A 19,813-nucleotide genomic window follows, 5' to 3' on the forward strand; every position below is an offset into this window, starting at 1 on the left:
GGAGAGAATCCTGAGGTGCTCGAGTGAATCATGGCTAAGGAACTCGGCAAAATGGCCCTGTAACTTCGGGAGAAGGGGCGCCTACTCATCGCAAGATGAGAGGCCGCAGTGAAAAGGCCCAGGCGACTGTTTATCAAAAACACATGGCTTTGCGAAGTGGCAACACAAAGTATAAGGCCTGACACCTGCCCGGTGCCGGAAGGTTAAGGGGGGGCGTTATCGTAAGAGAAGCGCTGAACTGAAGCCCCGGTAAACGGCGGCCGTAACTATAACGGTCCTAAGGTAGCGAAATTCCTTGTCGGGTAAGTTCCGACCTGCACGAATGGTGTAACGATCTGGGCACTGTCTCGGCCATGAGCTCGGTGAAATTGTAGTCGCGGTGAAGATGCCGCGTACCCGCAACGGGACGGAAAGACCCCATGAACCTTTACTGCAGCTTAACATTGGCATTGGGTAAACGATGTGTAGGATAGGCCGGAGGCTATGAAGGGGCGTCGCCAGGCGTTTTGGAGCCACTGTTGAAATACGGCCCTTTGTTTGCTTGGTGTCTAATCCCTGTACAAGGGAGACATTGTTTGGTGGGTAGTTTGACTGGGGTGGTCGCCTCCAAAAGAGTAACGGAGGCTTCCAAAGGTTCCCTCAGCACGCTTGGTAACCGTGCGCGGAGTGCAATAGCATAAGGGAGCTTGACTGCGAGGCCGACAAGCCGAGCAGGGTGGAAACACGGGTATAGTGATCCGGCGGTACCGTATGGAAGGGCCGTCGCTCAAAGGATAAAAGGTACTCTGGGGATAACAGGCTGATCTCCCCCAAGAGCTCATATCGACGGGGAGGTTTGGCACCTCGATGTCGGCTCGTCACATCCTGGGGCTGGAGAAGGTCCCAAGGGTTGGGCTGTTCGCCCATTAAAGTGGCACGCGAGCTGGGTTCAGAACGTCGTGAGACAGTTCGGTCCCTATCTGTTGCGGGCGTGGGAAACTTGAGAGGATCTGACCTTAGTACGAGAGGACCGGGTTGGACGGACCGCTGGTGTACCGGTTGTGGTGCCAACTGCACTGCCGGGTAGCTACGTCCGGAAGGGATAAGCGCTGAAAGCATCTAAGTGCGAAACCCACCTCGAGATGAGGTTTCCGTACAGGGTTGTCATAGACGATGACGTTGATAGGCTGCAGGTGTAAAGCCGGAGACGGCATAGCTGAGCAGTACTAATAGCCCGAAAGCTTACCTGTGGAAATGTTGTATTATCTTTAAGTAGTCATTGGTACTTTAAAAACATAAATAGCAAGAACTTAGGCGACCTAGCCAGAAGAATTTGGGCGGTACGGCGCAGGGGATCCACCTCTTCCCATCCCGAACAGAGAAGTTAAGCCCTGTCGCGCCGATGGTACTGGGGTTACACCCGGGAGAGTAGGTCGCCGCCCTCACCTATCAGGCCCCTTTTACAGAAATGTCAAAGTGGCCTTTTTTTATGCCCTCGTCCTTTCAATAATTATACAGGGCTTTATGGAAGGAGTAATTTAAATATCGCTGGTTTAGTTGTATCAGTTAATACTATATGCGCCTTTTTTCAATAGTTATAAAAACGGCTTTAGATTTTTGTTTTTTCTACCTGTTCTAAACAGATTCTTTTTTAAATTACCTCTTAAACGTATTACATTTTATTATGAGTAGAATAGCATTGATTACTGGAGCGACCTCCGGAATCGGTAAAGCTTGTGCCATTAGTTTATCCAAAGAAGGTTATAGTATTATAGCTACTGGTAGAAGAGAAAACCGTCTTAAGGAATTGAAAAGTGAATTGGCAAAAAATGTCGCGTATCACTATTTGGTTTTTGATGTGAGTGATAGGGAAGCAGTAGAAGCTGCCATAGGGGCATTGGATGATGATTGGAAAGAGATAGACGTACTAATTAATAACGCAGGTAATGCACATGGACTAGACCCGATAGATAAGGGAAGTATCGATGATTGGGATGCGATGATGGATATTAATGTAAAAGGACTATTGTATGTTTCGAAACAAATTATGCCTTTGATGAAAGAAAGAAGGGCAGGGCATATTGTTAATATCGGTTCCATTGCTGCAAAAGAAGTGTATCCTAACGGTAATGTATACTGTGCTTCCAAACATGCGGTCGATGCCATTACAAATGGGATGAGGTTAGATTTGACACAGCATGGTATAAAAGTAACAGGGATACATCCTGGTCTTGTGGAAACGGAATTTTCAAAGGTGAGATTTAAAGGTGATGAGGAAAAGGCTAAAAAAGTTTATGAAGGATTTGAACCTTTGAAGGCTCATGATATAGCAGATATTGTAAGGTTTGCCGTTACTAGGCCTAATCATGTAGTGATGACTGATATTACTGTGTTGGCTGGGGGGCAAGCAAATAGTAATACGGTATATAGGAAATAGTATGTTCATGTTGTATAGATTTTTTGTTCTAGGATTTTTATGGGGGGCTTTTAGCTGTAAGCCTGGAGGTAATGGGGAAGGCAGTGGCGCTGAATACTTTCTTGAGGGAGAGAACAAAACTATTGTTATAGCTGATGAATCCAAAGCTGATTCTATAAGTGATTTTGAGCAAGGACTTATAGATGCGGGACTGGTTAATGTTAAAAGTGTATTGCCAGAGGTGTTGGTGGAATTGAAGTATAGTACTACTGATAATTTTTTCGGTAGGGATGTTTATGGCGCATTGACTAACTGTTATTTACAAAAGGAAACGGTGGAGAAGCTAAAGCTTTCATTGGATTATTTGAAGGCTAATTATCCTGAATTGATTTTTTTGATATATGATGGTGTAAGGCCTAGATCGGTTCAGCAAATCCTATGGGATAATTTGGACAAACCAGACAGCATTAAGCCTTTGTATGTGGCCAATCCGCAAAAAGGTAGCTTACATAACTATGGTGTGGCCATTGATCTTACTCTTGCTTATAGGGCGACAGGTGAGGCGTTGGATTTAGGAACGCATTATGATTTTTTTGGCTATCCGGCATATCCGGATCGTGAAGCTGAAATGTTGGCAGCGGGAAAAATTAATACAGATCATATTGAAAGAAGACGTGTTCTTCGCCAAGCGATGAAAAAGGGTGGATTTACTGGTATTGGTTCGGAATGGTGGCATTTTAATGCCTTTAGCTTGGATGAAGCAAAATCTAAATTTGAAATAGTACCTTAATATATTTTAGTAACAATAAATTCATGCAATGAACCTATTAAAAAGTAAGGGGCTGTATAAGGCCTTATTAATGTTGAGTTTTATTTTATTTGTAAGTGTCAGCAGTTCTTTTGCCCAAGGACAGTTCAGAGCTTTGGTGTTTAGCAAGACACAGGGGTTTAGACATCAGTCTATACCAAATGCGGTTAAGGCAATTAAGGACATGGCCCAGAAAAGGGTGTTCAGTGTTTACACTACGGAAGATGCAGCAGTTTTTACTGATGAATCTTTAGCAAAATATGATTTGATTATTTTGGCAAGTACAACAGGTAATATTTTAAATGACGAGCAAAAGGCAGCATTTATAAAATTTGTCCAAAGTGGTAAAGGTGTAGTAGGGATCCACAGTGCTACTGATACGGAGTATGATTGGGAATGGTATACCAAAATGATAGGAGGACAGTTTAAACACCATCCAGCTCAGCAAACAGTAAGGATTAAAGTGATGGACTCTAATCATCCATCTACATATCACCTGGGCAATAAATATTGGTTGTGGACAGATGAGTTATATGAATATCAAAACTTCAATGATGATGTAAATGTTTTATTGCAGTTGGATGAAAGTACTTATGATGTTGGAAGTAGAAATGGTAAAAAGATGGGGATGGGTGATGTTCACCCCATCGCTTGGTATCATGAATATGATGGAGGAAGGGTTTTTTATACTGGATTAGGGCACGTAGAAGCTGCTTATGAGGATCCGGACTTTCTTAATCACCTGTATGGTGGTATTTGGTGGGCAGCCAAAGGATACCCTCTTGATTAATCCTTATTATTGAATCATAAAATCTCCCTCAATACGGCCGGATATATATCATGTCCTCCGTTGTAGGAGATTTTTTCTTTTTTGAGTTTTATCTTTTTCAATAGTGTTTTCTGCTCATTGATCCGTTCTTCATTGAGGAAGGGTCCTGTTTGCCCCAGACCAATAATATTGGGGTGTGGATCAAGGTATTATGAACCTGACTGAGGTCTAAGTCATGGGCGAATCCGCCTCCCCAAAGCACTAATTTATTAACAGGAATAGTCAGTTGTGCGGCCCATCTGGTGGAAGTGGTGCTTCCTTGAGAGAATCCTAGGATATTGATCGGGGGCATTTTTTTGAAATCTTTTAGTATTTTATCTAAGACAGCATTTAAAAATCGATTGTTGTTTTCTATGGCCAGTTCCCTTTGGTGTTTAGTCATCCAGTTTGCACCTACTCTCCCAGAAAAACCTTTTAAGTAGGTATGATTCATCGCTTCGGGTGCTATGATCAGTCGGTTTTTGCTAAATATGGTTTCAAACTTTCTTAAAAGAAGGGAGCCAGCTGACCATACCCATGAAGTACTATCCAAATTTCTGTTTCATAGCCTGTGGGCTCATGTGAAGTGAGGTAAGAAGCTTTGCTGTTAAAACTGACTTCCTGGTACATTTGGTTCATTTGAAATTATTGAATTTAAAAGGGAGTAACTGACTGATATTATCAGCTTTGAATATTTCTCCTGAAGGGTTTAGCATATAGATGGCAATCTCCTGATTGAATTTTAACTCATATTCATTGATTGTCTGTCGACAAAGTCCACAAGGAGAAATGGAGGAATAATTTTTACTTCCTAAAGCCTTAGCTGCTAAGGCAATTTTTAGCGGCGCTTGGTTGGGATAATTGGCATTGGCATATGATAGTAAAACGCGCTCTGCACATATCCCTACAGGAAAGGCCGCGTTTTCCTGGTTGTTTGCGGAAAGCATTTCTCCACTTTCTAAGAGTAAGGCTGCTCCAACAGCAAATTGAGAATAAGGCGCATAAGCGTTTTGCAGGGATTTTTTAGCCATTGCCATCAAATCCATTTCGTCCTTGTCCAGCTCTCCTTGTTCAAGGATATGTAAGCAGATATTTTGTGCTATTTTTTTAGCCATTGTAATGGAAGGATTGTAATTGTGCGATAAATGGATACATAATTTAACCTTTAGTTGGAGGATTTGAAAGAATAAATTTCTTCAATATGAAATTATTTGGCATCTTGGAAGAATCCAGAATTTTAGCAAAATGAAAACGATTTTAGTTATTGGCGCAGGAAAGTCCTCCCATGTATTGGTGGATTATTTATTGGAACAAGGTTTTATAAAGGACTATTACCTAATCCTCGCAGATGCAAGAGTCGAATTGGCTGAAAAGATGCTTCAGTCCAGAGAAAATGCTGAGGCTATTCAAATGGAAGTTGAGAATCAGGCTGATAGACGATTGGCCATTGTAAGGGCGGATGTAGTTGTTTCTATGCTCCCGGCCTTTTTACATCCCTTAGTGGCAAGGGATTGTCTTGCGCTTGGGAAACATTTCTTCTCAGCTTCCTATGAATCTGAGGAGATGCGTGCATTGGGAAATGAAGTTGCTGAAAAGGGATTATTCTTTCTGAATGAATGTGGTTTGGACCCTGGGATTGATCATATGTCTGCCATGAAGATAATTGATTCGGAAAAAGCTGCGGGGAGTTCAATTGTCCTTTTTAAATCGTACTGTGGTGGAGTACTTTCTCCTGAGAGTGAGAATGATAATCCATGGAAATATAAATTTACTTGGAATCCAAGAAATGTCGTATTGGCAGGGCAGGGAGTCTCCAGATTTATCCGAAACGGGAAATATAAATTTGTGCCCTATCATATGCTTTTTAGAAGAACGGATAAAGTGCGTTTTGATGATGTAGGAGAGTTTGATGGTTATGCCAACAGGGATTCCTTAGGTTATAGAGGAGTGTATGGCCTGGAGGATATCCCAACGATAATTAGGGGGACGCTAAGAAGAGCTGGTTTTTGTAAAAGCTGGGATGTACTGGTCCAGTTGGGAATGACGGATAATACGTTTACTGTCGAGCTTCCAGAAGATTTTACCATGAGGACATTTTTTAATGCCTTCTTGCCATTTGACCCTGTTCAAAAAGTGGAAGAAAAACTGCAGACCTTACTTCCATGGGTGGATGATGAGATTTTATGTAAATTAGAATGGCTGGGACTTTTTAGTAATGAACCTTTGCCCTTATTAGAGGGGAGTCCTGCAGCAATCCTTCAAGTGATTTTAGAGAAAAAGTGGGCCATGCAAGAGAATGATCATGATATGGTGGTGATGCAGCACCAATTTGAGTCAATTACTGTCCAAGAAGTCAAAAAGCATATTCATTCAAGCTTGGTGATCAAAGGGGAAAACAGAACCTATACCGCTATGGCAAAAACAGTGGGGTTACCGTTAGGCATCGCAGTGGATATGTTTTTACAAGGAGAAATTAAACTGAAAGGCTTGCACCTGCCCATCAAAAAAGAAATCTATTTACCTATTTTAAACAAATTGGCCGAAAGAGGAATTGTTTTCAGAGAAGAGGTATGGTATGCTTCATAAATTTAAAAAATTGTCAAAAAATCCTTTAATAAATGCTTATATGCTTGACTGTAGCTGAAATCCTCATCTTTAATGCATATGGAGGTTGGCTCAGGAATAGTCAGTTTACTAAATGAAAATGATTTGATTTGTCTTAGCACCTTTGTACTTGGCCGATCTCTCAGTTCATAAAATGCATTGGAATATAGTTCGAAAAAATTGGCGATTTTCTCCAGTTCTTTCATTTGATTTGGAGGGAGGATTACCCAGAATTTCCCCTTGTTGGGTTCCAGTAATTTAAGGACTCCCTTGATCAAATCGCCAAAGGGTAATTCATCATTGTGAAGGGCTAGGTTGCGTTGTTTGTCTTTGGATTTGTTATGGTTAGTGTAATAAGGAGGGTTGCTGACGATTAAATCGAATTTTTCAGAACAGCTCTTTGAAAAATTTTGGAAGGAACCCTTTTCTATTTTTACCTGATCAGCCCAAGGGCTTTGGGCTATATTTTCGCTGGCTTGGGTAAATGCCTTGCTATCAATTTCCAATGCCTTAATTTGGGCTTTTTCAAATCGTTGTGCCATCATCAAAGCGATGACACCAGTGCCTGTACCAATGTCTAGGATATTTTCAGGTTGATCTTGGCTGGCCAATGCTCCCAAAACCGCTGCATCGGTGCTTACCTTCATGGCGCATTGGTCTTGAAAAATGGTAAACTGTTTAAATTGGAAATAATTATTGGCCATTATAATTAGTTCAATTTGTTTTCCTGTTCGTAAACTTCGTCGATCAATAGGTTTTTCGATTCTGCGGCATCTACGGCTAACTGATCACATCGCTCATTTTCAGGGTGGCCTGCATGACCTTTCACCCATTGAAATTGGGGCTTGTATTTATTATGCAATGGGATATAACGCTTCCAAAGGTCTACGTTTTTTTTGTCTTTGAACCCCTTCTTTTGCCAAGTCCATATCCAACCTTTGGTAATGGCATCCACTACATATTTACTGTCTGAGTAGACTTTTACTGGGATTCCTTCTACTTTGATGGCTTCAAGCCCCTTGATTACTGCTAGCAGCTCCATTCGATTATTGGTCGTCAATCGAAATCCTTCAGAAAGCTCCTTTTCATGCTGTTTAAATTTCAAAATGGTGCCATAGCCCCCGTTTCCAGGATTTCCCTTAGCTGCTCCGTCAGTGTAAATTAAAATCATGTTCAAAAGTATTAAAAATGTCAGCTATTTCTAGCTGACATTTTTAATTCGTTAAATATAAACTGTCGATTACAGTGCCTCAAATAAGTTTGTTTTGAATATTTTGATAGCAATGGATAAGAGAATGATACCGAAAATCCTCCTCAGTACATCCAAGCCGGTTTTGCCCAGCTTTTTTTCCAGCCAATTGGTACTCTTTAATACGATATAGACGATCACCAAATTGATCAAAATACCTATCGCAATATTGGTCTGCGCAAATTCTGACTTCAGGGTCAAAATAGTGGTCATCGTTCCAGCCCCAGCAATCAAAGGAAAAGCAATAGGGACAATGGAAGTACTGGAAGCATCTGCTTCTGGATCGGGTTTGAAAATTTCAATACCCAAGATCATTTCCGCACCCAGTGCAAAAATGATCAGTGCTCCTGCGATGGCAAAATCATCTACCCCAATTCCGAAAAGATTGAGGATGTTTTTGCCCAACAGTAGAAAAAGGACCATAAGGATACCTGCCACAATGGTCGCTTTTTCAGACTGAATGTGCCCCGATTTTCGGCGTAGGTTGATAATAATGGGGATGGAACCCAAAATATCAATTACTGAAAACAAGATCAGTGTCACCGATAGAATTTCTTTGAAATCAAACATTGTTTAAATTTTTCCGCAAAAGTAAAATTAAAATTTTGAATAATCTCAAATTTTAGATTAATATTCTTTTAGGAATTTGATTAATTTATCAAATTCGTCATCGCTGATGGCAGGGAAATTGGCTATTCTAAAGCTGGTAGGCTTTAAAGGTCCATAACCGCTGCCCATTTGCATTCCTGCCTTTTCTGCTGCGGCCTTGATTTCCTTGATGAATTCTTCCTTACCTGAAATTCCCATTACAGTCTTACTTCTGGTTTTCGGATTTTGAACGAGCATCATGAGCTTTTCAGATTGAGCAATGGTGTTCTCCAGTTGTCTCATTCTTGCTCTAAGTAATTGATCAGTCTCCTGGATTTCTGGTCTGTCCTCCAAGCTTCTTTTTAGCAAATAAATACCCAAAACATTTGGAGTATAATGCGTCTGGTAATTTGAAGCATTTTCCAACATGAAGCTTAAAGAATTATATCTTCCAACTTCTCCTTTACGATGACATTTTTCAATGGCCTTAGGGGAGAGGATCAATAGTCCTAATCCAGCAGGAAGTCCAAAGCATTTTTGTACAGAAGCATACCAAATATCTGCCAATGAGAAATCCAATTCAATTCCCGCCATGGAAGAAGTAGTATCCACCGCAATCATTTTACTGGGGTATTTTTGTCCTAGCTCAGCAATCAATTCATTGCTCACTTCTGTGGCGTTCGATGTCTCGTTTTGGGTAATAGCGATTAGGTCGAATTTCTCGTCAATATCCAAAGAAGCTACATCCAGTTCTGTTTCCGTATCCAATTTTAAGGATTCCGTTTCTGGATTTAAATGGGAAGCAAAGCTCAACCATTTTTTTCCAAATGAACCTGAATATATATGAAAACTGGCACGCTCCACAATTGACTGGGCAAGGATCTCCCAGTTTTCTGTCGCACTAGAGGTGAAAAGCAATTTATAATCCTCAGGAACATGAAGCTTTTCTTTTATTAAAGTTTCAGTTTCCTGATAAAGGTTCATAAATGTAGCACTACGGTGATTGGCGCTTAAGATGCCTTGATTGAAAGCATCCTGTAAGTATTCTGCTACTTTGTCATAGACCTTAGAAGGTCCTGGTGAAAATGTGATCATCGGTTTGGGAGGTTTGTTAAGATTGAAGAAAATACTGGATGCCTAATTCATAGCCTTTTAATCCTAGACCAGAAATCATGCCTATACATTCTTTGGAAATAATGCTTTTATGACGAAATTCTTCTCTTTTGTAAATATTGGAAATATGAATTTCGAGGACAGGAGTGGTCACGCCTGCAATGGCATCAGATATGGCCACAGAAGTATGGGTATAGGCTCCCGCATTAAGCAATACGCCATCATAACTGAACCCTACTTCGTGGATCTTATCCACCAGTTCTCCTTCAATATTGCTTTGGTAATAGGATAATTCCACTTCTGGGAAGGTACTTTTGAGTTGTTCGAAGTATTCTTCAAAAGATTGGCTTCCATAAATTTCCGGTTCTCTCTTGCCTAAAAGGTTTAAGTTTGGGCCGTTTATTATCAGTATTTTCAAAATATAAAATGGTTTTTAGCTTTTAGATCCAAATATTGGGCAAAGTTAAGGATATGCTGATTGATTTGGACAAAAAAGCCCAGCTTAAATTTTATCTTTGATACAAAATATTTGTCTATGGAGGGCTATTGGGAGAAATATATCAAGCAGTTTGTCTATTATTTAAAGATAGAGCGCTCTCTGAGCCAAAATTCAATTATTGCCTATCAGCATGATATCAAAAGATTGACCCAGCATTTTAATGAATATTATCCTGGTTTGCAGTTGCAAGGAGTGCAGCTGGTACATTTAAGATCATTTGTACATGACTTGGCCTCTTTGGAAGTTTCAGCATATACCCAGGCAAGGGTGATTTCAGGAATAAAGGCATTTTTTAAATTCTTGATGTATGAGGATATTATTTTTGAAGATCCTTCTGTATTATTAGAGACGCCTAAGTTGGGAAGGAAATTGCCAGATACCTTGAGCTATCAAGAAATCAGTCAAATTTTGGAAGGGATCAAATTGGGAGAAGGAGAAGGTCACCGAAATAGGGCGATGTTAGAGGTGCTTTATAGTAGTGGGCTACGTGTGTCGGAACTTATAGAACTAAAGCTATCTAATGTTTACACGGATATTGGCTTTTTAAGGGTTATTGGAAAAGGGAATAAGGAGCGACTAGTGCCTGTTGGCAGAGATGCATTAAAATACCTTCAAATTTATATGAAAGAAATTCGTCGTCACCAAAAAATAGCGGCAGGTCATGAGGAATATGTGTTCCTGAATCGGCGGGGGAAAAAGCTAACCAGGGTAATGGTGTTTTTGATGATCAAAAAGATTGTGGCTGAAGTAGGGATTCAAAAAAAGGTTAGTCCACATACTTTTAGACATAGCTTTGCCACTCATTTGATAGAGGGGGGGGCAGATCTAAGGGCTGTGCAAGAAATGCTAGGGCATGAAAGTATTACTACGACAGAAATTTATACCCATTTGGACAGGGAATATTTAAGGCAGGTACTGACCGAGTTTCATCCAAGGAAATAAAATACGGAAAGACTGAAAAGAAAAAAACCAGCCAAACTTCAAGAATGGCTGGTTTTTATGCTCAATTGAAAAGATCAATACTATTCATCCAATTTGGTATAAGGGATTTTCATTTTCAATTCCCAGGTACCCGTATCATTTATTTTAACCCCCCATCTGATGTAGGCGTGGTTTCTGATTTTGCCAGTTTCAGGATCCCTGTATGGTGCCCAAAACTCATCCCATTCTGCAGCTGTTTTGGGGCCTTTGTCAGCTTCATAAGCCTCTGTATCTACCACAAAGGCACTTCCTTTGGAAAGGTAGTACATCAAATAAGTGCTGTTGCCACTGTAGTTTCTCCCGAATTGTGGGAAGGGAGGAGCAGGCAGGAAGAAAGAAGTCTTCTTATCTCCTTCAACAGTTTCTACAGAATTGTCGTGGTAGTTTTGAAGATAGGATGATCCGCTTGGGTAAAAGGTGATTTCGTCAGTATCTACAGCATTGCCATAGCTGTCTTGAATGATCATATCTACCTTTACAGAGTTAGCAGGTTCATTACTTATTTTCTGAACAGAAAAGTAAGGATTGGTTCCATCAAGTACACTAGGGATATTCTCATCGCTAGATCCTGTAATCACTCCTGTATGGGCTATGGAGCTACCTTCATCTGAATCAAATAATAATCTAGACCTCATTTCGGTAGGAAACTCTACCGCTAGAAAAGGCTTCAATTTAATGATAGTGAAATCCTGAAGTAATTTTTCTCCTTTGATATTGGAAACCTGTACGTCTGCCTTGAATAGATCATTTTGAACAAACTTGGTAGCTTGCGTGAATGCAAATTCCCCACTGACTTCGTTTATCATAATGGATGGTTCTTCCGAAAGCTCCAATTTTGCTTCCGCAAGAGCTAAAGTAGTGTCTGTATCACCGTTAAAGGATTCTTTCCAAATTCGGATCTCATGGGTTTCCAATAATTCGTTGTTTGGATTGCCGTCCAAGTCTGTAAAACCCACAATTTCCCATTTCAATGGTGCGGTGGAGTTTTCTATGGCTGGACGTGCAGAAACAGCAAAGGTCCCTCTATCGACACTTATAGTGTCTTGTGTAGCGTGAACGTTGTCGCTTAGATAACCTACTTCAGGAGGGGTACAAGAGACCACGCCCAAAAATGATAACGCTAGTATTTGAAATAATGCTTTTTTCATTTTCAAAGTGTTTTTGTAGAATAATGATTTACTCTCTTTCATAATTAAACAGGGTATGGGTTCCTTGTAATACATGTATTACTCCGCTCGTAGACAATAAATTAGATGTCCTGACTATTATTACGTCGTCATCTGTGATGTTGTCCCATTCGTCCCATTCCTCACCCTTTTTATAGGTGAAAAACACATACTCAGGAAAGCTACTCAATTGGTTCGTGTATTCTTCCCTTGGTTCTAAGGAAATTCTTTTCTGCTCACCATTTAATGCCGTCATGATTTCTCCTTGGTTGCTCATATCTTCTCTGGTGATTTTTCCAGGAAAGATATAACCTCCCATATATTTTTGTAAAGTGTCCACGGGTATGTCATTTACGGTGTATTCTGCCTCAGCGTCGTCTTCTCTCATGTCAGCCAAAACGGCATCCACATATTTTTGGATAGAAAGATTATTAGGAGCAAAAAGGGTGTTTTCTCCATTTACCTCGTCGATTAGCCCTGCTCTTTCGATCAATAACGCAAGCGTGTCCAATTGTGAATGCGACTGCAGGAAGGTATAAGTATCAGTGCCTACGTAAGGGCTGCTGACTCCTCCATCTACCAGATAATCATCATCAATACATGAAATGAAGCCAAGTGATATAGCTAGGATATAAATATATTTTTTCATTATTCTTTATTTTAAAGGGTGATTACAAACGTCCTTGCCAATATTCAGTTTGAACTATTGAAGGATTCCTCAGAATTACATCTTTGGAAACTGGCCAGAATTGCCCGCTTTTGGCTTTTCTGTCGCTGTTCATCCAAGAAACGCCTTCAAAATAATCCATTCTGATACGGTCATAAGCTACGTGTGCCTCTGCTACCAATTCAATGGCTCTTTCATCAAAAATAGCTTTGATAAGACCGCTTTGATCAAGTGTTCCCGAATAATCTGGCACACCCGCTTTGCTTCGGATCAGGTTGAGGTCGTCTATTGCTGCTGAATATTCTCCTAGTTTCGTATAGGCCTCGGCTCTCAATAGGTATATGTCCGCAAGTCTGAAGATAAGAATGTTAGATTCTGAGAAAACTGCGTAAGGATCTTCAGATGCAGGATCATCAGAGCTTAATGAATATTTGAGCGGGAAGGTTCTGGCGCCCATTCTATCAAATTCATTAAAGAACAACTCTTTTCTTACATCATTTTCTCTTTCTGGTTCGATCATGAATTCAAAGCCGTAGAAGTCAGGATTGCCTTGTGGGCCAGCACCATTGTTTCCGTCTAATATAGGCTGATCCAAGGTCATGCCTGTATGGTTTCCGCCACCTTTTGCCAACCTGAAAGACTCATCCATACTGGCATTGATGTTGATTTCAAAAAGACCGGTTTTAGATTGGCCTTTGATCATTTTTTCAAAACCTTCTTGGCCTTCCGCAACATAATCAATAAGGCTAGTATTGCTATTATTGATTACAGAAGTGGCGGCATCTATACTTTGTTGGATGAGCTCATTATTGCCCCCTTCCCTGCTGGCATACCAAAGAAGAACATGGGCCTTAAGTGCTTCTGCACTGGCTTTATTGGCAGTGATCGCCCAATTGTTAGAACCAGGGCTGGCATATTCCAAAAGACCAATTGATTTTTCAGTGGTTTCTAGGATATACTCTAGCACTTCTTTTTCTTCTGATCTAGCAACTTCTACGATATATCCGTCTTCAGTGATCAGCTGATCTGAACTCTCGATGGATTCGTGTACGATCGGAATTTCTCCCCATACTCTGGTCATATAGAAGTAGGATAAGGCTCTTACGAATGCAGCTTCACCCAAAATTCTGTTTTTTTCCTGAGGAGTATTGAAAAGCTCCTCTGGCATTCCTTCTACATACTGTTCAATCGTAAATGCCCAGTTGGCTGCTCTATAGAAGAACTTCCACTCCTGAGTATTTTCCCTGTAGGGTAAAACATAATTGCCATTTCCCTCGATATAGTTGGTGATCCAGAATTTACTGTCCATAAAGGTTTTTCCTGGAAATTCACCCCAGTGTAGAAAGTTTGCTTGGTAGGTCATCGCATATTTGAATAAAGCGTATGATCCTGCCAAAGCTTGCTCAGCTTCACTTTGAGAGCTCCAGTAGACATCAGGATGGGTGATACTAACAGGTTCCCGATCAAGAAGGTCTGAACAGCCGAAAAAAACAATTGAAATAATTGTTGCTATAAATATGTTTAATTTTCCTAGTTTTCTCATGGTGTTGGTTTTTAGAATCTTGCATTTAGACCAAAGGAGAACGTTTTTGCCTGAGGATAACCATTGCCTAAAACGTGACCTCTTGCATCAACCATAGAAGCATCTACTATGCTTTTCGATCTTTGCCACTGATAAGGGTTTAGTACAGAGAAATAAACTCTCAGTCTGTCTAGCCCCATTTTGTCGATGAAGGTGTTCTTATTGAAATTGTAGCCTACAGAAGCGTTGGTTATTTTCCAATAATCACCGTTTTCGATCCAAAGAGTTTGGTTACCTCTGAATGCATAGAAAGGACTTTCTCCTCCACCGGCAGGGAATAAGGCAGGGAAGCGTACGCCTGCAGCACCATCACCAGGCTGTTCCCAGAAGCTGTATTCGCTAAGGTCTGCTAGCCCTGAAGTGGCCCATCCATCTCCTCCTCTGTCATATCTGTCCATATAGCTGTTTAGAACAGTGTTCTTGATGTCTGCACCAAATGAGAACTGGCTATAGGCTTGAAGGTACCAACCCTTGTATCTCATGTTGATATTGAAGTTTCCTTGGATATCAGGAACTGGAGAATAATCCAGAGACATGATCTGGTCTCCTGCTTCATCTAATAAGTAATCGCCGTTAATATCCTCCCAGATTGGAAGCCCTGGTCTGATGGAAGCCCAAGCGGACTTTCCTGTAAGAGGTTCACCTGTATAAGGGTTTACAGGAAGTTGTTCCAAATTGTCAATGATATAATCATTCACGAATACATAGTACAAGTTGAGTGGTCTACCCACTACATAACCATAACTTCCCAGCAAATAGTCTCTGTTTCCGTTTGGCAATGCGCTGACAAAGTTTTGGTTTCTTGCAAAACCTGCAGTCAATTCTATCTTCCAATCACTCGCTCGTGGAAGTAGGTCATAGCGAATCTGTCCTTCCCATCCATAGTTCAGCACGCCTGCGACATTGGCTTTGGCATTGTTGTACCCAGAGTAAGATGGGAATTCAATGTCAAAAAACAGTCTGTCGGTGTTTTTGTTATAAGCATCAAAAGTGATGTTTAAACGTTGGTTGAGAAAGGCAAGGTCAAAACCAAAGTTCCATTGTCTGGATTGCTCCCAAGAAAGTTTGTCATTTCCGATAGCGTTGTAATTGGGTACCACGCCTGTGATGCCTCCATAGGATGATACGCTCATTTGATTAGAGCCGTATCCAGCAGAAAGTCCACCGTAGCCAAGATCATATGCGCCGTAGCGTAGGTAGTTGTTACTAAACTGCTTACCGTTGATACCCCAGCTGGCCCGTAGTTTACCAAAGTCAAGGATGTCACCGACCATCTCCTGAACAAAAGACTCGTCAGAGAATACCCAACCGATAGATGCTGATCCAAAGTTGGCCCAACGGGAATCTTCACCGAAACGTGAAGAGGCGTCCCTACTATAATTTACGCTGACCAAATACTTGTTTTTGAATTTATAGTTAAATCGGCCATAGAAAGAAACGAGGGCGTTTTCACTGATATCAGTGAAGCCTCCGATATTGTCTTTCTCATATCTGCTGTTGATAACTTGGATGGCGTCACTACCAAATCCAACCGCATTGATGCCCATGTCTTCGTATTTGTTGTAGTCAATACGGTTACCTGCAATGGCGATGATTTCATGATCTCCAAAGTTTTTGAGGTAATCTAGGTACAGGTCTGAGGCATTGTTCTTTCTGGTGTACAAAGAATAAGCAGCATAACCGTCTCCGTTTGGCCTGATAGAAGAAGGTTCATAGAAGTTCTTCTTATTGAAATCAAACTGATAGGTCAATTGAGAATTGAGCCTTATGTCCTTGGTGACCTTGAACTGAGCAAAGTTAGAGAAGGTAACCTTTGTTTGTTCGTCTGTGTTTAATTTATCATTTAGCTCACCCTGCAAGGAAAGAATTTTTGCTTGTGGCAAATAAAACAGCGAAGAATTCAGGTTGTTTGGACTGGTAGGAAGACTGTTGTCCAAGTTGAATGATCCTCCTCCTGGGTTCCCTTGTCCAGTTTGGTTTTCTGTAATGGAAGAATTGATGATAAACTGGTTGTTGAACTTTTTCCCAACCTTAGAGTTAAGGTTGGCATTAAGCGTATACCTTTTAAAGCCTGTAGCTTTGATTACGCCTTTGTCATCATTATAACCTAGAGAGATGCGGTAGTTGGATGATTCACTTCCTCCTCTCATACTTAAATTATAGCGTTGAGAGACACCTTTTTGATAAAACAGGCCTTGATAATCCACATTGTTGTTGAATGCGGGGTTAAGGCTGTCTGTTAACATGATCGGTACATTGTTGGAAAGCAAGAAGTCATGATCCCACCATTTTTCCAACATTCCCATTTTTTCCCTTCTTTCAGCAGCCCCCACAAGCATGGGAACCTGTTGAGGAATAGGTTGAAAACCTATACTTGTAGTGAAATCAAATTGTGGTTTGTCAAGAGCAGCTCCTCTCTTGGTTTTGATGATGATAACCCCGTTTGCACCACGGGAACCATAAATAGCGGCTGCAGAAGCATCCTTGAGAATGTCTATACTCTCTATGTCATTTGGGTTTAATGATGCCAGGTAGTCAGTATTGGAAACTCCATAGCCGGCAAGGTCTTCAAGTGAGGTTTGTACACCATCTACTACATATAGCGGAGTACTGAATGCTGTAAATCTATCGCCTCCATCAAGTCCTCCGGATACAGTGGCATTACCTCTGATGATGAGGGCTCCTCTGGCACCAGCAGCACCACTGACGTTGACGGTTTGGATACCCGTGCCTTGGGTTCCTATTAGGGAAGCCACGTTAGTCACAGGAATGTCTTCCAACTGGTCACTTTTGATACTGGTCGTGGCACTGGTTACGTCTCTTTTGATAACGGACTGGTAACCTACTACTACGAATTCTTCGAGTTCGGATTCTTCCGCTTCCAAAGAAATATTCAAGGTTTGGTCATTGTTTACTGTCCTTTCTTGAGGTTTGTAACCAATGAATGAAAATATTAACGTCTTACCTTGCTCAACGCCAATCTTAAAATTTCCATCGATGTCGGTAACCATACCTTTTGTAGAACCTTTTACCAGAATATTAACACCTGGAATAGGTTCCTGGGACTCGGCATCGATGACAGTCCCGCTTACTGAAATTGTCTGGGCAGAAACAAGTCCGCTCAGGCAAATGATAAATAAAAAACTTAGTAGAGTTTTTAACATTGTTTAGTCGTCTTAGTTTTGTTAAAATTTTTCAAATAAAGAATAACAACATTTTGTTCTATTCTCAGTAAACCTTAATCCGTGCTGCTTTTATATAGGATTGACCGCTTTCTGTTTTTCAGATTTTTTAAGTTGAATCACTCCATGACACTGTTAAAAAGTGAATCAATTAAAAAAAGAATAGCCTAGTTGTTTTATTAAATAGGTTCAATTCTGACTGAGAAAATAGCATAAGCCACGTATTAAAACATCGGGTTAAGATACCATAGTGCTAGGTTGTTTAGGTGTTACTATTGGATAGCTTGGATTGATTTTTGATCCTATTCTTACGACAATTCCAGTCTTTTGTAAGTATTAGGTTCTTTCATTAACTAATCTTTATGGTTTTGAATATAAGGAATAAGTTACGAAACATAAAATAATATCCGTTTTTTAGTTTCAAAACACTTCTTATTTTTCTTGTTTTTAAGAGTGTGAAATGTTTTGTTAGTGAAACGAAGGGTTTGTTGTAAATGTGAAATGTTTGCCCTGAAGGGTTTAAAACCATTTTTTTGAGACCAAAGGATAGCTGGGTGTTTCGTGTTCAAATAGAAGAAGGTTTTAGTTAGAAAAAAATGAAAAAAATGTGTTTCATACAATAATATGTATGTCTATTTTAGAATAGTTGTGATTTTCAGTTTTACTTATGGATATTCGAAGGAGGAAATGGGGAAGGGGATTTTAATTCCTTGCTCTAATAGCTGGAAGCTTTCAGAAGTTGATGTTTATATCAAATGGTTATCTGGATTCACTTTTAATATTTTATTGGCGTCATGGCTGCAATATTACCAGAATAGCAGGATTAAGAATGAAATTAGAAAGGAGGCTATTGCTGGTTTCTGGATTGCAGTGATTCAGTATATGGCTGAAGAATGTGTTTAAAATGTATTTTTTTGTATGTAAATTAATTTTATGTATATTTTATCATATTTTGTAAACAAACAGCATATGAAAAGGTTTTTTAAGATTGTTCTTTACGTCCTATCTGCATGTATAGTTGTCATTGGTGTAGGGATAGCCTATGTGGGCTTTGGCTTGCCCAATGTGGCTGATCCTGAAGAAATAGTAATTGCTGGAACTGCCGATCAAATTGCTCGAGGGGAATATTTGGCTCATCATGTCATGTTGTGTATGGATTGTCATGCGCAAAGGGACTTTTCCTTATTCTCAGGCCCGCCAAAACCCAATACATTAGGAGCGGGGGGAGATAGGTTTGACCATTCTATGGGGTTTCCGGGAGTTTTTATTGCCCCTAATATAACACCGGCAGGAATAGGGGACTGGACAGATGGAGAGCTTTTTAGACTAATAACTACAGGGGTAAAGAAGGATGGTGACCCCATTTTTCCTGTTATGCCCTACCAAAGTTATGGGAAAATGGATCCTGAAGATATAAAATCGGTTATTGCCTATATCCGGACATTAGCCCCTGTGGAGAATGAATTGCCTTCCTCAAAGGCTGATTTTCCGATGAATTTGATATTGAATACCATTCCCCAGGCAGCATCACTGAAGCCAATGCCTCCCAAGGAAGACTTGGTAAAGTATGGAGAATATTTAGTGACAGCAGGAGCTTGCGCTGATTGTCACACCAATTTTGAGAATGGGGCATATACAGGCCCACGTTTGGGAGGAGGAAGGGAGTTTCCTTTTCCTGATGGTACGGTGGTCCGCTCTGCAAACTTGACCGCTGATGAGACTGGTATAGGAAATCTTACCGAAGATACTTTTGTGGCACTTTTCAAAAAGTACAATACAGCACCCTTCCAGAATATGGCCGTAAAACAGGGCGAATTTCAGACCATTATGCCTTGGGTAATGTATGCCGGGATGGACAGTACTGATTTGAGAGCCATTTACAAATATTTGAATTCACTGGAACCAGTAAAAAACCAAGTTGAAAAAGTATCATTTGCAAACTAATATAGATTGAAAAAGTGGATTAATTAACCCTGTAATCTCATCGCCTCCTTCTGATCCTAGGGGGCGATGTTTTTTTATAAAGTTGGGGGCATTCTGCCTTATATTATATTTTTAGGGATACGGGAAGGCTAAAACTTGATATAAAAGCCTTTAGAATGCATGGGGTGAAATATTTGCCGATCTCTTCTTAAATAAGGTGCAGCTTTCATTGAATTCAATTAATTTAG

17 protein-coding genes and 2 rRNA genes (1 of these 19 cut by a window edge) are annotated in these 19,813 nt (G+C 40.4%); 8 read left to right on the forward strand and 11 right to left on the reverse strand.

What is annotated here, in order from left to right; genetic code table 11:
* The 5 genes from KZP23_RS09095 to KZP23_RS09115 form a co-directional block, all read left to right on the forward strand.
* Window positions 1-1,229: ribosomal RNA gene (locus tag KZP23_RS09095) — 23S ribosomal RNA — on the forward strand (it extends 1,648 nt beyond the left edge of the window).
* Window positions 1,230-1,312: 83 nt separating this feature from the next.
* Window positions 1,313-1,424, forward strand: a 5S ribosomal RNA gene (gene rrf, locus KZP23_RS09100).
* Window positions 1,425-1,663: 239 nt separating this feature from the next.
* The gene (locus tag KZP23_RS09105; protein WP_226335932.1) at window positions 1,664-2,416 is read left to right on the forward strand and encodes an SDR family NAD(P)-dependent oxidoreductase; all 753 of its coding nucleotides are present in this window, start codon (window positions 1,664-1,666) and stop codon (window positions 2,414-2,416) included.
* A gap of 7 nt (window positions 2,417-2,423) precedes the next feature.
* A complete protein-coding gene (locus KZP23_RS09110; RefSeq protein WP_226335933.1) occupies window positions 2,424-3,185 on the forward strand; it encodes a M15 family metallopeptidase in 762 nt (253 codons plus the stop codon).
* A gap of 28 nt (window positions 3,186-3,213) precedes the next feature.
* Complete coding sequence (locus KZP23_RS09115; RefSeq protein WP_226335934.1) at window positions 3,214-3,993, forward strand: ThuA domain-containing protein; 780 nt, start codon at window positions 3,214-3,216, stop codon at window positions 3,991-3,993.
* 97 nt (window positions 3,994-4,090) lie between these two features.
* Here KZP23_RS09115 and KZP23_RS09120 read toward each other — a convergent pair whose 3' ends face one another.
* Both KZP23_RS09120 and KZP23_RS09125 read right to left on the reverse strand, forming a co-directional pair.
* The gene (locus KZP23_RS09120) at window positions 4,091-4,564 is read right to left on the reverse strand and encodes an alpha/beta hydrolase (protein ID WP_226335935.1); all 474 of its coding nucleotides are present in this window, start codon (window positions 4,562-4,564) and stop codon (window positions 4,091-4,093) included.
* Between the two features lie 82 nt (window positions 4,565-4,646).
* The gene (locus tag KZP23_RS09125; protein WP_226335936.1) at window positions 4,647-5,126 is read right to left on the reverse strand and encodes a cytidine deaminase; all 480 of its coding nucleotides are present in this window, start codon (window positions 5,124-5,126) and stop codon (window positions 4,647-4,649) included.
* A 130-nt stretch (window positions 5,127-5,256) separates the two neighbouring features.
* On the opposite strand from KZP23_RS09125, the gene KZP23_RS09130 reads away from it, so the two are divergent.
* Window positions 5,257-6,597, forward strand: coding sequence for a saccharopine dehydrogenase C-terminal domain-containing protein (locus tag KZP23_RS09130; protein WP_226335937.1), 1,341 nt, complete (start codon window positions 5,257-5,259; stop codon window positions 6,595-6,597).
* A gap of 2 nt (window positions 6,598-6,599) precedes the next feature.
* On the opposite strand, the gene KZP23_RS09135 is transcribed toward KZP23_RS09130, so the two are convergent.
* The 5 genes from KZP23_RS09135 to aroQ all read right to left on the reverse strand — a co-directional run bounded on the left by KZP23_RS09135 (window position 6,600) and on the right by aroQ (window position 9,983).
* A complete protein-coding gene (locus KZP23_RS09135) occupies window positions 6,600-7,319 on the reverse strand; it encodes a tRNA1(Val) (adenine(37)-N6)-methyltransferase (protein WP_226335938.1) in 720 nt (239 codons plus the stop codon).
* Between the two features lie 5 nt (window positions 7,320-7,324).
* Window positions 7,325-7,786, reverse strand: coding sequence for a ribonuclease HI (gene rnhA / locus KZP23_RS09140; protein WP_226335939.1), 462 nt, complete (start codon window positions 7,784-7,786; stop codon window positions 7,325-7,327).
* A 69-nt stretch (window positions 7,787-7,855) separates the two neighbouring features.
* A complete protein-coding gene (locus KZP23_RS09145; RefSeq protein WP_226335940.1) occupies window positions 7,856-8,434 on the reverse strand; it encodes a MarC family protein in 579 nt (192 codons plus the stop codon).
* A gap of 57 nt (window positions 8,435-8,491) precedes the next feature.
* Window positions 8,492-9,547, reverse strand: a complete 1,056-nt coding sequence (locus KZP23_RS09150) for an aminotransferase class V-fold PLP-dependent enzyme (protein WP_226335941.1) — start codon at window positions 9,545-9,547, stop codon at window positions 8,492-8,494.
* 16 nt (window positions 9,548-9,563) lie between these two features.
* Window positions 9,564-9,983, reverse strand: coding sequence for a type II 3-dehydroquinate dehydratase (aroQ, locus tag KZP23_RS09155; RefSeq protein ID WP_226335942.1), 420 nt, complete (start codon window positions 9,981-9,983; stop codon window positions 9,564-9,566).
* Window positions 9,984-10,100: 117 nt separating this feature from the next.
* Here aroQ and xerD point away from each other — a divergent pair, with 117 nt between their 5' ends.
* Window positions 10,101-11,006, forward strand: a complete 906-nt coding sequence (xerD, locus tag KZP23_RS09160; RefSeq protein ID WP_226335943.1) for a site-specific tyrosine recombinase XerD — start codon at window positions 10,101-10,103, stop codon at window positions 11,004-11,006.
* An 80-nt stretch (window positions 11,007-11,086) separates the two neighbouring features.
* Here xerD and KZP23_RS09165 read toward each other — a convergent pair whose 3' ends face one another.
* The 4 genes from KZP23_RS09165 to KZP23_RS09180 are packed head-to-tail and all read right to left on the reverse strand — an operon-like array spanning window position 11,087 to window position 17,624.
* Complete coding sequence (locus KZP23_RS09165; RefSeq protein ID WP_226335944.1) at window positions 11,087-12,193, reverse strand: DUF5007 domain-containing protein; 1,107 nt, start codon at window positions 12,191-12,193, stop codon at window positions 11,087-11,089.
* A gap of 28 nt (window positions 12,194-12,221) precedes the next feature.
* Window positions 12,222-12,860: a fasciclin domain-containing protein gene (locus KZP23_RS09170; RefSeq protein WP_226335945.1), complete on the reverse strand. Its 639-nt coding sequence runs from the start codon at window positions 12,858-12,860 to the stop codon at window positions 12,222-12,224.
* A gap of 22 nt (window positions 12,861-12,882) precedes the next feature.
* Window positions 12,883-14,421 carry a RagB/SusD family nutrient uptake outer membrane protein gene (locus KZP23_RS09175; protein WP_226335946.1) on the reverse strand — a complete coding sequence of 513 codons (1,539 nt, stop codon included), beginning with the start codon at window positions 14,419-14,421 and terminating at the stop codon, window positions 12,883-12,885.
* A gap of 11 nt (window positions 14,422-14,432) precedes the next feature.
* Window positions 14,433-17,624 (reverse strand): SusC/RagA family TonB-linked outer membrane protein, encoded by a 3,192-nt coding sequence (locus KZP23_RS09180; protein WP_226335947.1) that lies wholly within the window; start codon window positions 17,622-17,624, stop codon window positions 14,433-14,435.
* A gap of 987 nt (window positions 17,625-18,611) precedes the next feature.
* Here KZP23_RS09180 and KZP23_RS09185 point away from each other — a divergent pair.
* The gene (locus tag KZP23_RS09185) at window positions 18,612-19,586 is read left to right on the forward strand and encodes a c-type cytochrome (RefSeq protein WP_226335948.1); all 975 of its coding nucleotides are present in this window, start codon (window positions 18,612-18,614) and stop codon (window positions 19,584-19,586) included.
* Window positions 19,587-19,813: the final 227 nt, after the last annotated feature.

Source organism: Echinicola marina, from assembly GCF_020463795.1.
GTDB classification, from domain to species: Bacteria; Bacteroidota; Bacteroidia; order Cytophagales; family Cyclobacteriaceae; genus Echinicola; species Echinicola marina.

Coding starts and splice junctions, on each gene's coding strand:
- KZP23_RS09135 (WP_226335938.1), bottom strand. CDS start 7,319: ATGGCCAATAATTATTTCCAATTTAAACAGTTTACCATTTTTCAAGAC.
- xerD (WP_226335943.1), top strand. CDS start 10,101: ATGGAGGGCTATTGGGAGAAATATATCAAGCAGTTTGTCTATTATTTA.
- KZP23_RS09145 (WP_226335940.1), bottom strand. CDS start 8,434: ATGTTTGATTTCAAAGAAATTCTATCGGTGACACTGATCTTGTTTTCA.
- KZP23_RS09180 (WP_226335947.1), bottom strand. CDS start 17,624: ATGTTAAAAACTCTACTAAGTTTTTTATTTATCATTTGCCTGAGCGGA.
- KZP23_RS09125 (WP_226335936.1), bottom strand. CDS start 5,126: ATGGCTAAAAAAATAGCACAAAATATCTGCTTACATATCCTTGAACAA.
- KZP23_RS09150 (WP_226335941.1), bottom strand. CDS start 9,547: ATGATCACATTTTCACCAGGACCTTCTAAGGTCTATGACAAAGTAGCA.
- rnhA (WP_226335939.1), bottom strand. CDS start 7,786: ATGATTTTAATTTACACTGACGGAGCAGCTAAGGGAAATCCTGGAAAC.
- KZP23_RS09130 (WP_226335937.1), top strand. CDS start 5,257: ATGAAAACGATTTTAGTTATTGGCGCAGGAAAGTCCTCCCATGTATTG.
- KZP23_RS09110 (WP_226335933.1), top strand. CDS start 2,424: ATGTTGTATAGATTTTTTGTTCTAGGATTTTTATGGGGGGCTTTTAGC.
- KZP23_RS09115 (WP_226335934.1), top strand. CDS start 3,214: ATGAACCTATTAAAAAGTAAGGGGCTGTATAAGGCCTTATTAATGTTG.
- KZP23_RS09165 (WP_226335944.1), bottom strand. CDS start 12,193: ATGAAAAAAGCATTATTTCAAATACTAGCGTTATCATTTTTGGGCGTG.
- KZP23_RS09170 (WP_226335945.1), bottom strand. CDS start 12,860: ATGAAAAAATATATTTATATCCTAGCTATATCACTTGGCTTCATTTCA.
- KZP23_RS09105 (WP_226335932.1), top strand. CDS start 1,664: ATGAGTAGAATAGCATTGATTACTGGAGCGACCTCCGGAATCGGTAAA.
- KZP23_RS09185 (WP_226335948.1), top strand. CDS start 18,612: ATGAAAAGGTTTTTTAAGATTGTTCTTTACGTCCTATCTGCATGTATA.
- KZP23_RS09175 (WP_226335946.1), bottom strand. CDS start 14,421: ATGAGAAAACTAGGAAAATTAAACATATTTATAGCAACAATTATTTCA.